Source organism: Microbacterium sp. nov. GSS16 (assembly GCF_028198145.1).
Taxonomy (GTDB): domain Bacteria; phylum Actinomycetota; class Actinomycetes; order Actinomycetales; family Microbacteriaceae; genus Microbacterium.
On sequence record NZ_CP116338.1, the window covers coordinates 2,597,315 to 2,615,872 of the forward strand.

The following is an 18,558-nucleotide window of genomic DNA, read 5'->3' on the forward strand; positions in this document are numbered from 1 at the left end:
GAGGAAGCCGTAGTGCTCCCCCGTGCGGATCTCGTGCACCCGACATGCTAGCGAAGCCGCCGGATCACGGGCAACGAGACGCCGGCGGATCAGTCGCCGACGACGAGCTCCAGCACACCGGCATCCGCGCTCTCGCGCATCCGGATGCCGTTCTGCTCGGCCCACCGCAGCAGCGCGCTCGCGGATCGAGCCCTCGGGCGTGTCGTGGCGAGGGCGCGCACGAGAGCGCCCTTGCCCCTCTTGTTGAAGTGATTCAGCGCGCGACCCTCGTCGGTGACCACCCGCACGTACGTCGATGGAACGACCCCCGCCACCGGCCCGAGCGCCACGTACGACTCGCTGCGCAGATCGAGCACGAAGCCGGCCTCCGTCAGCGCTTCGGAGGTCGCCTGCGCCCAGTGGCGGCGCAGAGCCCTGATGCCGGGCAGGGAGGTGCCGGCCGCCAGCCGGTACACGGGGATCTCGTCGAGGGCGCCGATCGGGCCGAACGGCGCCGAGTGGATCAGGACGTGCTCGCCGAGCCAGTGCCGGGCTCGCCGATCCAGTGAAGCGGCATCGAGAGCGTCGTAGAGCACGCCGGTGTAGCGGTCGATGGCGGCCATCGTGGGGGCTGCGCGCAGCATCCGGTTGTGCTCGACCTCACCCGCCTGACGTTCGCTGAGCTTCAGCACTCGCCGGGCCTCGCTCTCGTCGGCGCAGAGCGCGACGAGGGCGTCGATCAGCTCGGCGCGTTGCGGGGTCAGCGCCGGCAGCGCAAGGTTCTCGAGGCGCAGCGGGTCTCCGGATCCGCCTGGACGCTTGGTCTCTGACGGGGGCAGAAGGATCTTCATGGGCTCCACACATGAGAAGCGTCCGCTCCGGTTCGTGCGGGGCACGATCCGGAGCGGACGCGGGGCAGTACTGCTGTCAGGCGATCAGCGCGGCGTTGCCGGCCACGATGGTGAGCGTCTCGCCCTCCATCGAGAGGAAGCCGTCCTGAGCGTTCGCGAGCACCTTGCTGCCGTCGGTCTGAGTGATGCGGACCTCGCCCTGAGCGAGGATGGCCAGCACCGGCTCGTGACCGGACATGATGCCGATCTCGCCCTCGACGGTCTTGGCGACGACGAGCGACGCCTCCCCCGTCCAGACCTCCGCGTCAGCGGAGACGAGGCTCACGTGCAGCGCCATGGTCAGGCGTTCTCCTTCTGGATCTTCGCCCATGCCTCTTCGACGTCGGAGATGCCGCCGACGTTGAAGAACGCCTGCTCGGCGACGTGGTCGAAGTCACCGCGGCAGATCGCATCGAACGACTCGATGGTCTCCTTCAGCGGCACGGTCGAGCCCTCGACGCCGGTGAACTTCTTCGCCATGTAGGTGTTCTGCGAGAGGAACTGCTGGATGCGACGGGCACGCGAGACGACGATCTTGTCCTCTTCGGAGAGCTCGTCGACACCGAGGATGGCGATGATCTCCTGCAGCTCCTTGTTCTTCTGCAGGATCTGCTTGACGGTGGTCGCCACCCGGTAGTGGTCCTCCCCCAGGTAGCGGGGGTCCATGATGCGCGACGTCGAGGTCAGCGGGTCGATCGCGGGGTACAGACCCTTCGACGCGATCTCACGCGAGAGCTCGGTGGTGGCGTCGAGGTGCGCGAACGTGGTCGCGGGGGCCGGGTCGGTGTAGTCGTCGGCCGGCACGTAGATCGCCTGCAGCGAGGTGATCGAGTGGCCGCGCGTCGAGGTGATGCGCTCCTGCAGGAGGCCCATCTCGTCGGCGAGGTTCGGCTGGTAGCCCACAGCCGAGGGCATGCGGCCCAGCAGCGTGGAGACCTCGGAACCGGCCTGCGTGAAGCGGAAGATGTTGTCGATGAAGAGCAGCACGTCCTGCTTCTGCACATCGCGGAAGTACTCCGCCATGGTCAGCGCCGACAGGGCGACGCGCAGACGCGTCCCCGGCGGCTCGTCCATCTGGCCGAAGACGAGGGCGGTCTTGTCGAAGACGCCCGCCTCCTCCATCTCGTGGATGAGGTCGTTGCCCTCACGGGTGCGCTCGCCGACACCGGCGAACACCGACACACCACCGTGGTCCTGCGCGACGCGCTGGATCATCTCCTGGATGAGCACGGTCTTGCCGACACCCGCGCCACCGAACAGACCGATCTTTCCACCCTGCACGTAGGGGGTGAGGAGGTCGATCGACTTGATGCCGGTCTCGAACATGGTGGTCTTCGACTCGAGCTGGTCGAAGTTCGGCGCCTTGCGGTGGATCGGCCAGCGCTCGGTGACCTCGATGGTCTCGCCGGGCTCGGCGTTGAGGACCTCGCCGATCACGTTGAAGACCTTGCCCTTGGTCACGTCGCCGACGGGGACCGAGATGGCCTCGCCGGTGTCGCGCACCTCCTGACCGCGGACGATGCCGTCGGTCGGCTTCAGGGCGATGGCGCGGACGAGGTCGTCGCCGAGGTGCTGTGCGACCTCGAGCGTGATCTCGGTCGAGTCCTCGCCGATCGTGATGGTGGTCTTGAGGGCGTTGTAGATGTCGGGGATCGAGTCGTGCGGGAACTCGATGTCGACAACCGGACCGTTGACGCGTGCGACGCGTCCGACGACCGCGGTCGCCGGCTGCTCAGCCATGGCGGTGGTGGTCATTTCTCGTCTCTTCTCCTGATGTGTGTCAGCTGGATGCCAGGGCGTCGGCGCCGCCGACGATCTCTGCGATCTGCTGGGTGATCTCGGCCTGGCGAGCGTTGTTGCGCAGGCGGGTGTAGTCGGTGATCAGCTTGTCGGCGTTGTCGCTGGCCGACTTCATCGCCTTCTGCGTCGCGGCCTGCTTCGCTGCCGACGACTGCAGAAGCGCGTTGAACACGCGGCTCTGGATGTACACCGGCAGGATGGCGTCCAGCACCGTCTCGGCGTCGGGCTCGAACTCGTAGAGCGGGTACACCGCGGCGGTCGCCGTGTCCTCGGCCTCTTCGATCTCGAGCGGCAGCAGACGAAGGGCGGTGGGCTCCTGCGTCATCATGCTGACGAAGCGGTTGTACACCAGCACGATCTCGTCGACGCCCTCGGAGGCGCCACCGCGCAGGAAGGCCTCCTGCAGCGTGTGCGCGATCTCCTCGGCGGTGTGGAACGACGGCGTGTCGGTGTCGCCGATCCATTCCGCGGCGGACTCGATGCGACGGAACTGGAAGTACCCGACCGCCTTGCGCCCGATCAGGTAGTACACCGGCTCACGGCCGAGCTCACGCAGACGCTCGCCCTGCTCGAGACCCTCGCGGATCACCTGGGAGTTGAACGCGCCGGCCAGACCCCGGTCACTCGAGAAGATGACGACCGCCGTCCGGCGGATCGTCTCAGCCTCGCGGGTGAGCGGGTGGTCGACGCTGGAGTGCGTCGCGACGGCGGACACGGCCCTCGTCACGGCCCGCGCGAAGGGGCTGGACGCCTTGACGCGTGCCATCGCCTTCTGGATGCGCGAAGCCGCGATGAGTTCCATCGCCTTCGTGATCTTCTTGGTCGTCTGAGCAGAAGAGATCTTCTGCTTGTAGACCCTGAGTTGAGCGCCCATGAATCAGTACCTCACGCGGTTACGCGCGACGACCCTTGACGATCTTCTCCTGGCTGACGTCACCGGCGTCCTCTGCCGACACCTGCTCATTGCCCGGGTTGCTGATCGACTGGCCCTTGCCGCCCTGGAACTCCAGGATGAAGGCGTCCGTCTGCTTGTCGAGCTCTGCCACCGTGGCGTCGTCGAGGACGTTGGTGTCACGCAGGGTGTCGAGGATCGACGTGTTGCGACGCAGGTAGTCGAGGAGGTCGCGCTCGAAGCGGAGCACATCCTCGACCTCGATCGAGTCGAGCTTGCCGTTCGTTCCGGCCCAGATCGAGACGACCTGCTCCTCGACGGGGTACGGCGAGTACTGCGGCTGCTTGAGCAGCTCGGTCAGGCGCGCACCACGGGCGAGCTGACGACGCGACGCCGCATCGAGATCGGACGCGAACATCGCGAACGCCTCGAGGGAGCGGTACTGCGCGAGCTCCAGCTTCAGCGTTCCGGAGACCTTCTTGATCGACTTCACCTGGGCGTCACCGCCGACTCGCGAGACCGAGATGCCCACGTCGACCGCGGGACGCTGGTTGGCGTTGAACAGGTCGGACTGCAGGAAGATCTGGCCGTCCGTGATCGAGATCACGTTGGTCGGGATGTACGCCGAGACGTCGTTCGCCTTGGTCTCGATGATCGGCAGACCCGTCATCGAACCGGCACCGAGCTCGTCGGACAGCTTCGCGCAGCGCTCGAGCAGACGCGAGTGCAGGTAGAAGACGTCACCCGGGTACGCCTCGCGCCCCGGCGGGCGGCGCAGCAGAAGCGACACGGCGCGGTAGGCCTCAGCCTGCTTAGACAGGTCATCGAAGATGATCAGGACGTGCTTGCCGCCGTACATCCAGTGCTGGCCGATGGCCGAACCGGTGTAGGGGGCGAGGTACTTGAAGCCGGCCGGGTCGGACGCAGGGGCCGCGACGATGGTGGTGTACTCCATCGCGCCGGCCTCCTCGAGGGCGCCGCGCACACCGGCGATGGTCGAGCCCTTCTGACCGATCGCGACGTAGATGCAGCGCACCTGCTTGTTGACGTCGCCCGACTCCCAGTTGGCCTTCTGGTTGATGATCGTGTCGATCGCCAGCGCGGTCTTTCCGGTCTGGCGGTCGCCGATGATCAGCTGGCGCTGACCGCGGCCGACGGGGATCATGGCGTCGATCGCCTTGACGCCGGTCTGCATCGGCTCGTGCACCGACTTGCGCTGCATGACGCCGGGCGCCTGCAGCTCGAGCTCACGCGAGCCCTCGGTCGCGATGGAGCCGAGTCCGTCGATCGGGTTGCCGAGTGGGTCGACGACACGACCCAGGTAGCCGTCGCCGACCGGTACGGAGAGAACCTCGCCGGTGCGGGTCACCTCCTGGCCGGCCTCGATGCCGGTGAAGTCGCCGAGCACGACCACGCCGATCTCGTGCTCGTCGAGGTTCAGGGCCAGGCCCTTCGTGCCGTCAGCGAAGGTGACGAGCTCGTTGGCCATGACGCCCGGCAGTCCCTCGACGTGCGCGATGCCATCGGCTGCGTCGGTGACGGTGCCGACCTCGGTCGCCGCGGCGCCGGTGGGCTCGTAGGCGGCGGCGAAGTCCTTCAGCGCGTCACGGATGACGTCGGGGCTGATCGATAGTTCTGCCATTGTCTTCCCTTTGTGTGTCTGGGTGTCCGCGGTTCCCCGCGTGAAGTTGTTCAGCTCGCGAGCTTCTGGCGAAGATCGGCGAGTCGGGCGGAGATGCTGCCGTCGATGACGTCATCGGCGATCTGCACGCGCAGGCCACCGACGACGGTCTGGTCGATCACCTGGTTGATGGAGATCTCGCCGCCGTAGCGGCGTGCGAGCGCGTCACGCAGACGCGCTTCCTGTGCAGCCTCGAGAGGAGCGGCGGTGTACACCGTCGCCACCGAACGGCCTGCCTGAGCTGCGACGATGCGAACCGCGCGGCTGAGCACTTGGCGAACGCGGCGCTCACGCGGCCGCGGCACCAGGGACGAGGCGATCAGCATGGTCGCCGGTGACACGGCGCCGCCGAGCACGCGCTCGACGAGTGCGCGCTTTGCGGCGTCACCACCGAGCCGACCGCCGAGCGCGAGCTCGAGCTCCGGGTTCGCCGCGACGACGCGCGAGAAGCCGAACAGCTCCGTCGCGACGTCGTCACCGGCAGACGCAGCGGCGGCTGCCCGAATCGCGAGCTCTTCGACACCGTCGACGAGGTCGGACTCCGACGACCAGCGCTGAGCTGCGACCGCGGTCAGCAGCGTGCGCACCGGAGCCGAGACACCGGCGAAGACGGCCGAGACGAGCGCGCTGCGCGCCTCAGCCGGAGCTGCGGGATCGGCGAGCGCGCCGCTCAGCTGAGCCGACTCCCCGATCGTGCGGGCCGCAGCGAAGAGCTCGGCCGCACTGTCGAGGTTCAGGCCCGACGCTGCGGCAAGCGCGTCCGTCGATGCCGCGAGTGCCTGAGTGGTCGCGCTGCCCATTACTTGGCCTTCTCGAGGTCGGCGAGGAAGCGGTCCACGACGGCCGTCGCGCGGGCGTCATCGCTGAGGGTCTCCCCCACGACGTTGCCGGCGAGGTCGATCGCGAGCGTGCCGACCTCGCTGCGCAGTGAGACGAACGCCGCCTGGCGCTCGGCCTCGATCTGCGAGTGAGCGGCTGCAGTGATGCGGCCCGCCTCGGCGACCGCGGCCTCCTTGGCCTCGGTCACGATCTTCTTGCCGTCCTCACGGGCGGCTTCGCGGATCTCACCGGCTTCGGTGCGTGCCTCGGCGAGCTGGCGGGTGTACTCCTCCAGCGCGGCCTCGGCCTGCTTCTGCGCCTCATCCGCCTTGGCGATGTTGCCTTCGATAGCGGCTGAGCGCTCGTCGAGCATCGCGGTCAGGCGAGGAAGGGCGACCTTCCACACCACGATGAGGATGATGAGGAACCACAGGCCCGACCAGATGATGTCGTACCACGCGGGGATGAGCGGGTTCTGCGCCTCGGTCTCCGCCGCGAGGTTCGTGACAAGAGCGTTCAGCATCCTGTCTCCTTCAGAAGTCGGTGTGGATTACGCGGGGAACGGGATGAATGCGACGGCGATGCCGACGAACGCGAGTGCCTCGGTGAAGGCGATACCGATCCACATGAGGACCTGGAGACGGCCGGCCAGCTCAGGCTGACGGGCGACACCCTCGATGGTCTTGCCGACGACGATGCCCACGCCGATGGCCGGTCCGATGGCTGCGAGGCCGTAGCCGACCGCACCGATGTGACCGTTGATTTCAGCGAGAACCGTAGTAGCGTCCACGGGTTTTTCCTTTCGTTGGGTGGGACGGCAGTTGCCGACCCGCTCAGTGCTCTTCTGCGACCGCGAGCTGGATGTAGATCGCGGTGAGGACGGTGAAGACGTAGGACTGCAGGACGACGACCAGGATCTCGAAGAGAGTGAAGGCGCCGCCGAAGGCGAGCGTGCCGACGCCGAGCGCCGCCCAGCCGCCACCTGCGGTGAAGAAGAAGAAGTGCGTTGCCGCGAAGCACAGCACGAGGATCATGTGGCCGACGACGAGGTTCATCATCAGACGCAGGGTGAGGGTCACCGGACGGATGATGAAGGTGGAGATGAACTCCAGCGGGGTGACGATGATGTAGACCGGCCACGGCACGCCCGCGGGGAAGAGCGAGTTCTTCCAGAACCCGAGCGGGCTCTTCTTCATGCCGGCGTAGATGAAGGTCACGTAGCTGATCACGGCGAGCGTGAGCGGCACGGCGATGATCGCGGTTCCCGGCATGTTCAGGAACGGGATGATCCCGGTGATGTTCATGAACAGGATCATGAAGAACATCGTCACGAGCAGCGGCGCGAACCGCTCGCCGTCCTTGCGGCCGAGCAGGTCGTGACCGATGCCGGTGCGCACGAACCCGATGCCCATCTCGACGAGGCTCTGGAAGCGGCCCGGCACGACCTTCATGCGACGGGTGCCGAGCCACATGATCAGCACGACGGCGATCACCGACAGCAGCTGGATGAGGTGGATGCGGTGCATCGGCACACCGAACACGGTGAAGAGGATGTCCGGGAAGAACTCGCCCATCGACGGGCCGTGGAATTCACCGTCACCGGCGATCGGACGAAGGGTCAGGGTCGCAACGGGATTCAACAGCGCGGGCTCCAGCTTCGGGTCACCGGCGAGAACCGGGGCGACGAGGGACGTTGTGCGTCAGCGCAAGCGCTCGCGAGACGAGCGGCGGGCACGGGACAACACTACCAGATTCAGCGGTCGCCCTCGGTCCTGCCATGCGCGTTTCGGCCGCCGGTGTCGGGTTCGTCCTCGGGGTTGACCGTCGGGAGTTCGATGTCGCTCACGTGCGGCAGACGCATGCGGACGAGCACGACCGCGTCGACGACCAGGGAGAGGATCACCCCGGCGACGATGGAGAGGAAGAAGACGAGCGGCGAGATCCACGGCTGTCCGCTGATCACGATCATGATCACGAGGAACAGACCCAGTTTGACCAGCCAGCCGCCCAGCACGATCGCGAAGAAGAGCTGCACGTAGAGGGGTTCTCCGAACCAGCGGTTCGCGAACAGGATGCTTCCGGCCGTGATCCCGAGGAACACGAAGGCGAGCAGCACGCCGACCAGTCCGCTCCACAGCCCGCTCGTCCCGTCGACGGCGTATCCGATGCCGCCCGCGGCGAGGGCGAGCACGACGGCCGCACCCGCCGACCACGTCAGCGTGCGCCGCAGGATGGGTGTGCTGGAGACGGGGCTCGGGGTCATCGGGGCTCCATGTGCTCGGTGTCGGGAGGGGTCGGATCGGATGGGCTGGCGGCTCTGCGCTCTGCGGCTCTTCGCCGCACCCGCAGCGGGGTGCGCGTGACGATCAGGCAGGCGACGACGCCCACGATGCCGAACGCGACGGCGGCGAGGTACCCGCCGGGCCAGTCCTGCCGCCCGGCGATGTACATCAGCAGCACGGTCAGCGAGATGATCGCACTCCACGCATAGAAGATCAGCACGGCGTCGCGGTGGCGGTGACCGAGATCGAGCATCCGGTGATGCAGGTGCTTGCGATCCGGAGAGAACGGCGACCTGCCCGCGCGCATGCGGCGTGAGACGGCGAGGCCGAAGTCGAGCAGCGGCAGCATGACGATCACGAGCGGCAGGACGATGGGGATGAACGCACCGAGCAGCTGCGAGCGGCCGAAGCGCTCGGGATCGAAGGCGTTGACATCGCCCTGCGTCGTCAGCGCGATAGTGGAGGTCGCCATCAGCAGACCCAGCACCAGGGCACCGGAGTCGCCCATGAAGAGCTTCGCCGGGCTCCAGTTCAGCGGCAGGAATCCGAGGCACGCCCCGATGAGCACCGCCGCGAGGAAGGTCGCGAGGTTGAAGTAGCTGGTCGCGCCGGAGTCGCGCGTGAGGATGTAGGCGTAGACGAAGAACACGCCGTTGGCGATGAGACAGGCGCCCGCGACCAGCCCGTCCAGCCCGTCGATGAAGTTGACGGCGTTCATCACCACGACGATCGCGAACATCGTGATCGAGATGCTCACCCAGCTGGAGACGAGGATCATGTCGCCGACCGGCAGCGACAGGATCTGCAGTCCGCCGCCGACAGAGATGATCCCAGCGGCGAGGAACTGCGCGGCGAGCTTGATCATCCAGTCCAGATCGATCAGGTCGTCGATCACGCCCACCACCGCGATAAGAAACGCGGCGGCGAGGATGGCCCACAGGGTGTTCGGCGGCGACCACATGTTCTCGAAGAACGGATTCGCGGCGGAGATGAGGACGGCGCTGGCGATGCCTATGAACATGGCGACGCCGCCCAGGCGCGGGGTCGGCGTCTTGTGCACATCGCGTTCACGGATGCCGGGGTACAGCTTGAACCGCAGGCTCAGCCGCCACACCGCCCACGACAGCGCGAAGGTGATCGCCGCCGTGAGGATGATCGTGAACAGATACTGCTTCACTCTTCGTCGACCGGGCTCTCGTCGACCGGGCTCTCGTCGACCGGGCTCTCGTCGACCGGGCTCTCACCGACCGGGCTCTCACCGGCCGGGCTCCTCCCGTCCTCGCCCGGCTGCTCCTCGGGCTCGAGCAGGTCGCCGAGCACCTCGGACAGCTGCTCCCTGGTCACTGCGCCGTCACGGAGGATCCGCACCATCGGGGTCTCGCCGTCGGGCGCGGCGACGAGCGAGGTGGCGTCGACGATGGTCGAGGGCACGCCGGTCTCGCTGTAGCCCTCCTCCAGGTAGACCGCGACGCTGTCGCCCAGCATCGCCTGCGCGTCCGACGCGATGATCGCCGCGTCGCGGCCGCTGAGGTTGGCACTGGAGACGGCGAGCGGGCCGGTCTCGGCCAGCAGCTCGAGTGCGATGCGACGATCCGGCATCCGCACGGCGACGGTGCCCTTCGTCTCGCCAAGGTCCCAGGTCAGCGACGGCTGGGCGGGCAGCACGATGGTGAGCCCCCCTGGCCAGAACGCGTCGACGAGCTTCTGCACCGGCGCGGGAACCGACTCGACGAGGGCGGCGAGCACGTCCGGTCCCGCGACGAGGACGGGCGGCGGCATGTCGCGTCCGCGACCCTTGGCGTCGAGCAGGCGCTGCACGGCGGCGGGCGAGAACGCGTCCGCGGCGACGCCGTACACGGTGTCGGTGGGCAGCACGACGAGCTCGCCACGGGCGATCGCCTGACGGGCATGGCGCATGCCGGCGAGGATCTGGGAGTCGTCGCGGCAATCGAAGACAGTTGACATGGCACTCCTAGTCTACGTCGGTGATCTCCGTGCCCCCTGGCGTGCGAGCCCGCCCGGGGGCGGCCCCGATCAGGCCCGCAGCGCCGTCGTCGCGCGGTCGCGACGGGTGAGGTCCTGATGCGTCGCTGCTGCGCGCCAGCCGTCGACGGTGAGGATGTCGCGGATGGCGGCACCCTGCAGCTCGCCGTGCTCGAGCACGAGCAGCCCGCCGGGGTGCAGCAGCTGCCGCGCACGCGAGCTGATCACGCGCACCACATCCAGGCCGTCCGCGCCACCGTAGAGCGCCTGCGCCGGGTCGTGCAGCCGCACCTCGGGGTCTCGCGGGATCGCGTCGTCTGGCACGTACGGCGGGTTCGAGATGACCACGTCGACAGCGCCGCGCAGCTCATCGAACGCCGTGGCGAGATCGCCGAGCACCAGCGTGAGATTGCCGACACCGCTCACATTGCGCTCGGCCCAGGCATGCGCGTCGGCGGAGCGCTCGACCGCGTGCACCCTCGCGTGCGGCACCTCCGTGGCCATCGCCAGTGCGATCGCGCCGCTGCCGGTGCCGAGGTCGACGGCGATCGGCTGCGCGGACGCGCTCTCCAGCAGCGCGTCGATCGCGAACTGCACGACGGTCTCGGTCTCCGGCCGCGGCACGAAGACGCCCGGGCCGACGGCCAGCTCGAGGTGACGGAAGGCTGCTCGGCCGGTGAGGTGCTGCAGGGGCTCGCGCGCTGCGCGCCGGTCGACCAGGAGGGCCAGCCGCTCGGCATCCGGTTCGGCGATCCGCTCTCCCCGAACGACCGCCGCCTGCAGTTCGCCGCGACCGAGCCCGAGCACGTGTCCGATGAGCAGCTCGGCGTCGACGAGCGGGTCCGGGACGCCCGCATCGGCGAGTCGCTGCGCGATGACGCGCAGCTGCGCCGAGATGAGAATGGGCATCCTCTCAGCGTAGGCGGTGCGGGCGCCCGGTCACACTCTGTCATCATCCAGACCACGCCCCGTAGGCTGATCTCGCTGAACTCCGTTCACCAGAACTCCGCTGACGAAAGGTCTGCCATGACCGGCATCCACAACGACATCACGAGCACTTTCGGCAACACGCCCCTGGTGCGGCTGAACCACCTGACCGAGGGCCTCGACGCCACCGTTCTCGTCAAGCTCGAGTCGTTCAACCCGGCCTCGAGCGTGAAGGACCGCATCGGCATCGCGATCGTCGACGCCGCCGAGGCGTCGGGAGAGCTGGCGCCGGGCGGCACCATCGTCGAGGCGACCAGCGGCAACACCGGCATCGCCCTGGCGATGGTCGGCGCCGCACGCGGCTACAAGGTGATCCTCACCATGCCCGCCTCCATGTCGAAGGAGCGTCGCGTGCTGCTGAAGGCGTTCGGCGCCGAGCTCGTGCTCACCGACCCGACGCTGGGCATGAAGGGCGCGATCGAGAAGCTGCAGGAGATCATCGAGTCCACCCCCGGAGCGGTGTGGGCCCGTCAGTTCGAGAACTCCGCCAACCCGCAGATCCACCGTGAGACGACCGCACAGGAGATCCTGCGCGACACCGACGGACAGGTCGACATCTTCGTCGCCGGCGTCGGCACGGGCGGCACCATCACCGGCGTCGGGCAGGCCCTCAAGTCGGTCAAGCCCGAGGTCCACGTCGTCGCCGTCGAGCCGACCGATTCCCCCCTGCTCTCGGAGGGACGCACCGGCCCCGCGAAGATCCAGGGCATCGGACCCAACTTCGTGCCCGCGATCCTCGATCGCGACGTGATCGACGAGATCATCACCGCGGGCTTCGAGGAGTCCCTCGAGACCTCCCGTGCGCTCGCGGCCAAGGAAGGCATCCTCGTGGGCATCTCGGCCGGCGCCGCCGTCGCGCAGGCGCTGAAGATCGCGGCTCGACCCGAGAGCAAGGGCAAGCAGATCGTGGTCATCGGCTGCGACACCGGCGAGCGGTACCTCTCCACCGCGCTGTTCGAAGACCTGCGCGAGGACTGACCGTCCCCGTGAGCATGCTCTCCCGGGTCCGCGAAGACATCGCGGCCGCCCGCCGTCGCGACCCCGCTGCCCGCAGCGGGGTCGAGGTGGCTCTGCTCTACCCCGGCCTGCACGCGGTGTGGGGTCACCGGGTGTGGCACGCGCTGTGGCGGCGCGGGCTGCGCTTCATCGCGCGCATGGGGTCCCAGCTGACGCGCTGGCTCACGGGGATCGAGATCCATCCGGGCGCGCGCATCGGCCGGCGCTTCTTCATCGACCACGGCACGGGCGTCGTGATCGGCGAGACAGCCGAGATCGGCGATGACGTCATGATCTACCACGGCGTCACGCTCGGCGGCCGCACGCGCGATCACGGCAAGCGGCACCCCACCCTCGAGGACGGCGTGTCGGTGGGCGCCGGCGCGAAGATCCTCGGTCCGGTGCGCGTCGGCGCGCGGTCGGTCGTCGGCGCGAACGCCGTCGTCACCAAGGATGCTCCGGCCGACAGCATCCTCGTCGGAGTTCCGGCGAAGCCGCGGCGGCGCACCGATTCGGACGACTCGCGGGCGCTGCTGACAGCGCCCGACTACGCGATCTGAGACCTGTCGCTCACTCGCCGCCGAGGGCGGACAGCCTGGCCTCCTCGTCGGCGTGGACGGCCGACTCGATGATGGGCTCGAGCGCGCCGTCCATCACCTGGTCGAGGTTGTACGCCTTGTACCCGGTGCGGTGATCAGCGATGCGGTTCTCCGGGAAGTTGTAGGTGCGGATCCGCTCGGAGCGGTCCATGCCGCGGATCTGCGAACGGCGGGCGTCGGATGCCGCGGCATCCCGCTCCTCCTGCTGTTTCGCGAGCAGCCGGGCACGCAGCACGCGCATGGCCGCCTCGCGGTTCTGCAGCTGCGACTTCTCGTTCTGCATCGACACCACGATGCCGGTGGGCACGTGCGTGATGCGCACCGCGGAGTCGGTGGTGTTCACCGACTGGCCGCCCGGGCCGGACGAGCGGTAGACGTCGATCTTCAGGTCGTTCTGATCGATCTGGATCTCCTCGGGCTCGTCGACCTCGGGGAAGACGAGCACGCCCGTGGTGGAGGTGTGGATGCGGCCCTGCGACTCGGTGGCGGGCACGCGCTGCACACGGTGCACGCCGCCCTCGTACTTCAGGTGCGCCCACACGCCCTGCGACGGGTCGGACGACGAGCCCTTGATCGCGACCTGGACGTCCTTGTAGCCGCCCAGATCGGATTCATTGCGCTCGAGCAGCTCGGTCTTCCAGCCCTTGGATGCCGCGTACTGCACGTACATGCGCAGCAGGTCGGCGGCGAACAGGGCGGATTCGGCGCCGCCCTCTCCGGCCTTGATCTCCATGATCACGTCGCGAGCGTCGTCGGGGTCGCGCGGGATGAGCAGGCGCCGCAGCTTCTCCTGCGCCACCCGCAGCCCCTCCTCGAGCGCGGGCACCTCGTCGGCGAAGGCGTCGTCCTCCCTGGCCAGCTCGCGAGCCGCCTCCAGGTCGTCTGATGCCGTCGTCCACGCCTCGTGTGCGGCGACGATGCGGTTCAGCTCGGCGTAGCGCCGGTTGACCCGCTTGGCGCGCGCCGCATCGGCGTGCACCGCCGGGTCGGAGAGCTCCTCCTGCACCCGGCGATGCTCCTCGATGAGGGCCTGGACCGACTCGAACACGCCTCTGCTCCGCTCAGCGGTGGGTCAGCGGATGCTGTTCTCGTGGGCGTGCGCGCCGCCGTTGGTGTTCGGCGTCGGCACAGACTTCTGCATCTGGAAGAGGAACTCCACGTTCGAGCCGGTCTCCTTGAGCTTGCCCAGCACGACCTCGAGCGCCTGCTGCGGGTCGAGGCCGGCGAGGGCACGACGCAGCTTCCACGTGATCTTGACCTCGTCGGCCGACAACAGCATCTCCTCGCGGCGCGTGCTCGACGCGTTCACGTCGACCGCAGGGAAGATGCGCTTGTCGGCGAGCTGACGCGACAGACGCAGCTCGCTGTTGCCGGTTCCCTTGAACTCCTCGAAGATGACCTCGTCCATCTTCGACCCGGTCTCGACGAGAGCGGTCGCGAGGATGGTGAGCGATCCGCCGTTCTCGATGTTGCGCGCGGCGCCGAAGAAGCGCTTCGGCGGGTACAGCGCCGCGGCGTCGACGCCGCCGGTGAGCACACGGCCCGACGCAGGCGTCGAGATGTTGTACGCGCGGCCGAGACGGGTGATCGAGTCGAGCAGCACGACGACGTCACGACCCAGCTCGACGAGGCGCTTGGCACGCTCGATCGCGAGCTCGGCGACCGTCGTGTGATCCTCTGCCGGACGGTCGAAGGTCGACGCGATGACCTCGCCCTTCACGGTGCGCTGCATGTCGGTGACCTCTTCGGGGCGCTCGTCGACGAGCACGACCATGAGGTGCACCTCGGGGTTGTTCTGCGCGATCGCGTTGGCGATCTGCTGCAGCACGATGGTCTTGCCCGCCTTGGGCGGTGCGACGATCAGGCCGCGCTGGCCCTTTCCGATCGGCGCGACCAGATCGATGATCCGCTGGGTGAGCTTCTCCGGAGCGGTCTCCAGACGCAGCCGCTCCTGCGGGTACAGCGGTGTCAGCTTGCCGAACTCCACACGGTTCGCGGCGTCGTCGGGCGAGAGGCCGTTGATCGAGTCGACCTTGACCAGGGCGTTGTACTTCTGGCGGCCCTGCTGCTCGCCCTCGCGGGGCTGCTTGATCGCACCGACGACCGCGTCGCCCTTGCGCAGGTTGTACTTCTTCACCTGGCCGAGCGAGACGTAGACGTCGCTGGAACCGGCGAGATAGCCGGTGGTGCGCACGAAGGCGTAGTTGTCGAGCACATCGAGTATGCCGGCGACGGGGATGAGCACGTCGTCCTCGCCGATCTCGGTCTCGAACTCGTCGACTGTGGTGTTGCCGCCGCCGCGGCGCTTGCTGCCCCGCTGCCGGCCGCGGCCCGAGCCGGCGTCCTCGTCGGAGTCGCTCTGTCCGCCGGTCTGGGAGCCGCCGTTCTGGCCACTGCTGCTCTTGTCGCCGCCGTTCTTGTCGCCGCCGCGCCCGCGACTGCGGTTACGGCTGCGACTGCGGCTGCGGCCGGAGCCCTCGCCTTCGCCGTCGTTGTCGCCGCCGCTCTGCTCGTTCGCCGGCGAGGTCTGCTCGCTCGGGGCGGATTCGGCCGGTGCTTCGGCGCCGCTCTCGTCTTCGGCGGCCTTCGCGCCCCGGCGTCCGCGAGAGGGACGCTTGGCGGGCTCGGCAGGGGCGTCCGCCGTCTGCTCATCGATGGCACCGGCGGCCTCGCTCGCTGCGGCGGTCGCCTCGGTGGCGCCCTCGTCGCTCGTCGGCTCGGCGGGGGCTTCGCTCTTCTTCGCGCGGGAGGGGCGCTTGCGAGCCGGCTTCGCCGGCGCCTCCGCGACGTCGGTCTGCTCGGCCGGAGCCGCGGTCGTCGCCGAAGCATCCGTCGCGGACTCGCTGGGCGCAGCTGCCGCCGGTGCGGCTGCAGGCGCATCCGCGGCCGGCAGGTCGAGCGTCTCGGCGTCGGCCTTCTTTGCGCGCGTGCGCCGTGGCGCCTTGGCCTTCGGCTGCTCCGCAGCAGGCGCCGCATCGGCTCCCGGCCCGGGCTGGGCTGCGGCGGAGTCGGCAGCAGGCGCCGTCGAGGTGTCAGCGGCGTCGGCCTCGGCTGCTGCGGCGGCGGAGGCCGTCGTCGCGCGGCGCGGAGCGCGCTTGCGCGCCGGCGCCGGAGTCTCGGTCGTCACCGACTCGGTGGTCGTGGTGTCGTTCTGGGTCTCGGAGAGGTTCTCCACGAGTACTCCCTCATATGTCGTGGGAAGACGAGCAGTCCGAAGTTGCACGCAGCAGATGCTGCGGGCATCACACGCGCCGACGCAGAGCGCCTGCCAGCCAGTACCTGGATGTTCCTGGGGATCGCGTGCGGACTTCGCAGAAGTGCGATAGGGCGAGATTCACGAAGTTACGTGGTGCCCTCCGCTCGTTCCCTCACTGTACCACCCTGCACGTCCACTGCGAGCATGTGCGCCTGCCACGGAGTGTCCGTCACCCTATCGGCCAGCTCCACGGCGCGCTGGCGCGCGCCTGGCCCGTCCGCCAGCACGAGAACACTGGGGCCGGCGCCCGAGACGACCGCCGCGAACCCCTCGGCCCGCAGCGCCTGGACCAGACGCAGGGTCTCCGGCATCGCCGGACCGCGGTACTCCTGGTGCAGACGGTCGTCGGTCGCGTCGAGCAGCAGCTCGGGGCTCTGCGTGAGCGCGGCGATGAGCAGCGCCGAGCGCGACACGTTGAAGACGGCGTCCTCGCGCGAGACGTGCGGCGGCTGCAGCGAACGGGCGAGCGACGTCGACATCGTGAAGCCCGGCACGAACACGAGCGGCGCGACGCCGCGGTGCACGAGCAGCTTCTTGTGCTGCGGGCCGCGCTCCCCCGTCCAGGCGATGGTCAGACCGCCGAACAGGGCGGGCGCGACGTTGTCGGGATGGCCCTCGAGCTCCGTCGCCAGGCGCAGCAGCGCCTCGTCGTCGAGGTCGACATCCCCCGCCAGCAGCCCCTTTGCGATCAGGATGCCCGCGGCCACAGCCGCGCCTGACGACCCGAGGCCGCGCCCATGCGGCACACCGTTCTCGGCGTGCAGGTGCAGACCCGGCATCCGGCGGCCGACATCGGCGTAGACGTGCGCGACGGATCGGACGACGAGGTTGCTCTCGTCGGTCGGGATATCCGCCGCGCCCGACCCGGTCACCTCGATCACGAGACGGTCGTCGTCGAAGGACGAGGCGGTGAGCGTGTCGTACACGCTCAGTGCCAGACCGAGGGTGTCGAATCCGGGGCCGAGGTTGGCGCTGGTCGCCGGGACGGTGACCATGACGGTGCGGATCGCGCCGTCGACGTGCGGTGCCTGGGAGGTGACCGGCTCGGCCGGCACGAGGGTGACCCCCACGCTCATTCCCCCTCGACGCGCAGCACCGACACGACCCGCTCGACGACATCGCTCGCCGTCAGCCGGTCGACGGCGGCGCTCAGGGCGCTGTCGGTGGCACGGTGCGTCCCGATGATCAGCCGCGCGCTCTCCCGGTCGGTGCCGTCGGATGCCGGGATGACGGTCTGCACGAGCGTCGCGACGGACACGCCGCCGTCACTGAGCAGGCCGGCGATGGCCGCGAGCACACCCGCCTCGTCCGATACCTCGAGAGTGATCTGGTAGCGGGTGAGCACGTGGCCGATCGAGACGATCGGCAGGTTGGCGCGCGTGGATTCGCCGACGCCCGTGCCGCCGGCGATGTGCCGCCGTGCGGCCGAGACGACATCGCCGAGCACGGCGGATGCGGTCTGCACGCCGCCTGCACCGGCGCCGTAGAACATCAGCGATCCGGCGGCCTCGGCCTCGACGAAGACGGCGTTGTTCGCTCCGTGCACGGCGCCGAGCGGGTGATCGCGCGGGACGAGGGCCGGGTACACCCGCACCGAGATCGACTCGGGCCCACCCTCGCCGAGACGCTCGCACACGGCCAGCAGCTTGATGACGAAGCCGGCTTCCCTGGCCTCCTCGATCATGTCGGCGGTCACGCCCGTGATGCCCTCGCGATGCACGGCCTCGAGCGGAACCGCGGTGTGGAAGGCGAGCGATGCCAGGATCGCCGCCTTCTGCGCGGCGTCGTAGCCTTCCACATCGGCCGTCGGATCGGCCTCGGCGTAGCCGAGCCGCTGGGCGTCGGCGAGCACGTCGGCGAAGTCGGCGCCCTCGCCGTCCATGCGGTCGAGGATGTAGTTCGTCGTTCCGTTGACGATGCCCATGATGCGCACCACCCTGTCGCCGGCCAGCGAGTCGCGGAGCGGGCGGATGATCGGGATCGCGCCGGCGGCCGCGGCCTCGTAGTAGACCGAGGCACCCACCCGCTCGGCCGCTTCATAGATCTCCGGCCCGTGGGTGGCGAGCAGCGCCTTGTTCGCAGTGACGACGTCTGTGCCCGAGCCCAGGCCCAGCAGGATGTGGGAGCGAGCCGGCTCGATGCCGCCCATGAGCTCGATGACGATGTCGGATCCGGTGATCAGCGTCTCGGCGTCGGTGGTGAACAGCTCGCGAGGCAGGTCGACGTCGCGTGGAGCGTCGACGTCGCGCACGGCGATGCCGGCGAGCTCCAGGCGGGCGCCGGCGCGGTCGGCGAGCTCGTCGCCGTGACGCAGTAGCAGGGAGGCCACCTGAGAGCCCACGGCTCCGGCTCCCAGCAGCGCCACACGAAGTCGTCGGTAGTCAGTCATCTGCG

Annotated in this window: 19 protein-coding genes; 2 read left to right on the forward strand and 17 right to left on the reverse strand. The window is 68.9% G+C overall.

Annotated elements, in window-relative coordinates:
* Positions 1–89: 89 nt before the first annotated feature.
* The 13 genes from PGB26_RS12380 to prmC all read right to left on the reverse strand — a co-directional run bounded on the left by PGB26_RS12380 (position 90) and on the right by prmC (position 11,235).
* Positions 90–830: a YaaA family protein gene (locus PGB26_RS12380; protein WP_271637929.1), complete on the reverse strand. Its 741-nt coding sequence runs from the start codon at positions 828–830 to the stop codon at positions 90–92.
* 76 nt (positions 831–906) lie between these two features.
* The gene (locus PGB26_RS12385; protein WP_099197126.1) at positions 907–1,167 is read right to left on the reverse strand and encodes a F0F1 ATP synthase subunit epsilon; all 261 of its coding nucleotides are present in this window, start codon (positions 1,165–1,167) and stop codon (positions 907–909) included.
* 2 nt (positions 1,168–1,169) lie between these two features.
* A complete protein-coding gene (atpD, locus tag PGB26_RS12390) occupies positions 1,170–2,624 on the reverse strand; it encodes a F0F1 ATP synthase subunit beta (RefSeq protein ID WP_271637930.1) in 1,455 nt (484 codons plus the stop codon).
* A 25-nt stretch (positions 2,625–2,649) separates the two neighbouring features.
* Entirely contained in the window at positions 2,650–3,543 is an 894-nt protein-coding gene (locus tag PGB26_RS12395) for a F0F1 ATP synthase subunit gamma (protein ID WP_271637931.1), read from the reverse strand.
* 19 nt (positions 3,544–3,562) lie between these two features.
* Positions 3,563–5,203 (reverse strand): F0F1 ATP synthase subunit alpha, encoded by a 1,641-nt coding sequence (atpA, locus tag PGB26_RS12400; RefSeq protein ID WP_271637932.1) that lies wholly within the window; start codon positions 5,201–5,203, stop codon positions 3,563–3,565.
* Positions 5,204–5,253: 50 nt separating this feature from the next.
* On the reverse strand, positions 5,254–6,042 hold the full coding sequence (locus PGB26_RS12405) for a F0F1 ATP synthase subunit delta (RefSeq protein ID WP_271637933.1): 789 nt from the start codon (positions 6,040–6,042) through the stop codon (positions 5,254–5,256).
* On the reverse strand, positions 6,042–6,584 hold the full coding sequence (locus tag PGB26_RS12410; protein WP_271637934.1) for a F0F1 ATP synthase subunit B: 543 nt from the start codon (positions 6,582–6,584) through the stop codon (positions 6,042–6,044). Before PGB26_RS12410 ends, PGB26_RS12405 begins: the two co-directional genes overlap by 1 nt.
* Positions 6,585–6,611: 27 nt before the next feature.
* Entirely contained in the window at positions 6,612–6,851 is a 240-nt protein-coding gene (atpE, locus tag PGB26_RS12415) for an ATP synthase F0 subunit C (protein ID WP_045265023.1), read from the reverse strand.
* A 43-nt stretch (positions 6,852–6,894) separates the two neighbouring features.
* Positions 6,895–7,635 (reverse strand): F0F1 ATP synthase subunit A, encoded by a 741-nt coding sequence (gene atpB, locus PGB26_RS12420; RefSeq protein WP_271639664.1) that lies wholly within the window; start codon positions 7,633–7,635, stop codon positions 6,895–6,897.
* A 179-nt stretch (positions 7,636–7,814) separates the two neighbouring features.
* Positions 7,815–8,324, reverse strand: coding sequence for a hypothetical protein (locus PGB26_RS12425; protein ID WP_271637936.1), 510 nt, complete (start codon positions 8,322–8,324; stop codon positions 7,815–7,817).
* A complete protein-coding gene (locus PGB26_RS12430; protein ID WP_271637937.1) occupies positions 8,321–9,520 on the reverse strand; it encodes an MraY family glycosyltransferase in 1,200 nt (399 codons plus the stop codon). Before PGB26_RS12430 ends, PGB26_RS12425 begins: the two co-directional genes overlap by 4 nt.
* Complete coding sequence (locus tag PGB26_RS12435) at positions 9,517–10,308, reverse strand: L-threonylcarbamoyladenylate synthase (protein WP_271637938.1); 792 nt, start codon at positions 10,306–10,308, stop codon at positions 9,517–9,519. Before PGB26_RS12435 ends, PGB26_RS12430 begins: the two co-directional genes overlap by 4 nt.
* Positions 10,309–10,377: 69 nt before the next feature.
* Positions 10,378–11,235, reverse strand: coding sequence for a peptide chain release factor N(5)-glutamine methyltransferase (prmC, locus tag PGB26_RS12440; RefSeq protein WP_271637939.1), 858 nt, complete (start codon positions 11,233–11,235; stop codon positions 10,378–10,380).
* A 117-nt stretch (positions 11,236–11,352) separates the two neighbouring features.
* On the opposite strand from prmC, the gene cysK reads away from it, so the two are divergent.
* Positions 11,353–12,291 carry a cysteine synthase A gene (cysK, locus tag PGB26_RS12445; RefSeq protein ID WP_271637940.1) on the forward strand — a complete coding sequence of 313 codons (939 nt, stop codon included), beginning with the start codon at positions 11,353–11,355 and terminating at the stop codon, positions 12,289–12,291.
* A gap of 14 nt (positions 12,292–12,305) precedes the next feature.
* Positions 12,306–12,869 (forward strand): serine O-acetyltransferase EpsC, encoded by a 564-nt coding sequence (epsC, locus tag PGB26_RS12450; protein WP_271639665.1) that lies wholly within the window; start codon positions 12,306–12,308, stop codon positions 12,867–12,869.
* 10 nt (positions 12,870–12,879) lie between these two features.
* Here epsC and prfA read toward each other — a convergent pair whose 3' ends face one another.
* The 4 genes from prfA to PGB26_RS12470 all read right to left on the reverse strand — a co-directional run bounded on the left by prfA (position 12,880) and on the right by PGB26_RS12470 (position 18,553).
* Positions 12,880–13,956 (reverse strand): peptide chain release factor 1, encoded by a 1,077-nt coding sequence (gene prfA / locus PGB26_RS12455; RefSeq protein ID WP_271637942.1) that lies wholly within the window; start codon positions 13,954–13,956, stop codon positions 12,880–12,882.
* A gap of 24 nt (positions 13,957–13,980) precedes the next feature.
* Positions 13,981–16,083 carry a transcription termination factor Rho gene (gene rho, locus PGB26_RS12460; RefSeq protein ID WP_333909426.1) on the reverse strand — a complete coding sequence of 701 codons (2,103 nt, stop codon included), beginning with the start codon at positions 16,081–16,083 and terminating at the stop codon, positions 13,981–13,983.
* A 167-nt stretch (positions 16,084–16,250) separates the two neighbouring features.
* A complete protein-coding gene (gene thrB / locus PGB26_RS12465; RefSeq protein ID WP_271639667.1) occupies positions 16,251–17,159 on the reverse strand; it encodes a homoserine kinase in 909 nt (302 codons plus the stop codon).
* A gap of 77 nt (positions 17,160–17,236) precedes the next feature.
* Positions 17,237–18,553 carry a homoserine dehydrogenase gene (locus PGB26_RS12470; RefSeq protein WP_271637943.1) on the reverse strand — a complete coding sequence of 439 codons (1,317 nt, stop codon included), beginning with the start codon at positions 18,551–18,553 and terminating at the stop codon, positions 17,237–17,239.
* Between the last annotated feature and the right edge of the window lie 5 nt (positions 18,554–18,558).

Coding starts and splice junctions, on each gene's coding strand:
- PGB26_RS12380 (WP_271637929.1), bottom strand. CDS start 830: ATGAAGATCCTTCTGCCCCCGTCAGAGACCAAGCGTCCAGGCGGATCC.
- PGB26_RS12385 (WP_099197126.1), bottom strand. CDS start 1,167: ATGGCGCTGCACGTGAGCCTCGTCTCCGCTGACGCGGAGGTCTGGACG.
- atpD (WP_271637930.1), bottom strand. CDS start 2,624: ATGACCACCACCGCCATGGCTGAGCAGCCGGCGACCGCGGTCGTCGGA.
- PGB26_RS12395 (WP_271637931.1), bottom strand. CDS start 3,543: ATGGGCGCTCAACTCAGGGTCTACAAGCAGAAGATCTCTTCTGCTCAG.
- atpA (WP_271637932.1), bottom strand. CDS start 5,203: ATGGCAGAACTATCGATCAGCCCCGACGTCATCCGTGACGCGCTGAAG.
- PGB26_RS12405 (WP_271637933.1), bottom strand. CDS start 6,042: ATGGGCAGCGCGACCACTCAGGCACTCGCGGCATCGACGGACGCGCTT.
- PGB26_RS12410 (WP_271637934.1), bottom strand. CDS start 6,584: ATGCTGAACGCTCTTGTCACGAACCTCGCGGCGGAGACCGAGGCGCAG.
- atpB (WP_271639664.1), bottom strand. CDS start 7,635: ATGGGCGAGTTCTTCCCGGACATCCTCTTCACCGTGTTCGGTGTGCCG.
- PGB26_RS12425 (WP_271637936.1), bottom strand. CDS start 8,324: ATGACCCCGAGCCCCGTCTCCAGCACACCCATCCTGCGGCGCACGCTG.
- PGB26_RS12435 (WP_271637938.1), bottom strand. CDS start 10,308: ATGTCAACTGTCTTCGATTGCCGCGACGACTCCCAGATCCTCGCCGGC.
- prmC (WP_271637939.1), bottom strand. CDS start 11,235: ATGCCCATTCTCATCTCGGCGCAGCTGCGCGTCATCGCGCAGCGACTC.
- cysK (WP_271637940.1), top strand. CDS start 11,353: ATGACCGGCATCCACAACGACATCACGAGCACTTTCGGCAACACGCCC.
- epsC (WP_271639665.1), top strand. CDS start 12,306: ATGCTCTCCCGGGTCCGCGAAGACATCGCGGCCGCCCGCCGTCGCGAC.
- thrB (WP_271639667.1), bottom strand. CDS start 17,159: ATGGTCACCGTCCCGGCGACCAGCGCCAACCTCGGCCCCGGATTCGAC.
- PGB26_RS12470 (WP_271637943.1), bottom strand. CDS start 18,553: ATGACTGACTACCGACGACTTCGTGTGGCGCTGCTGGGAGCCGGAGCC.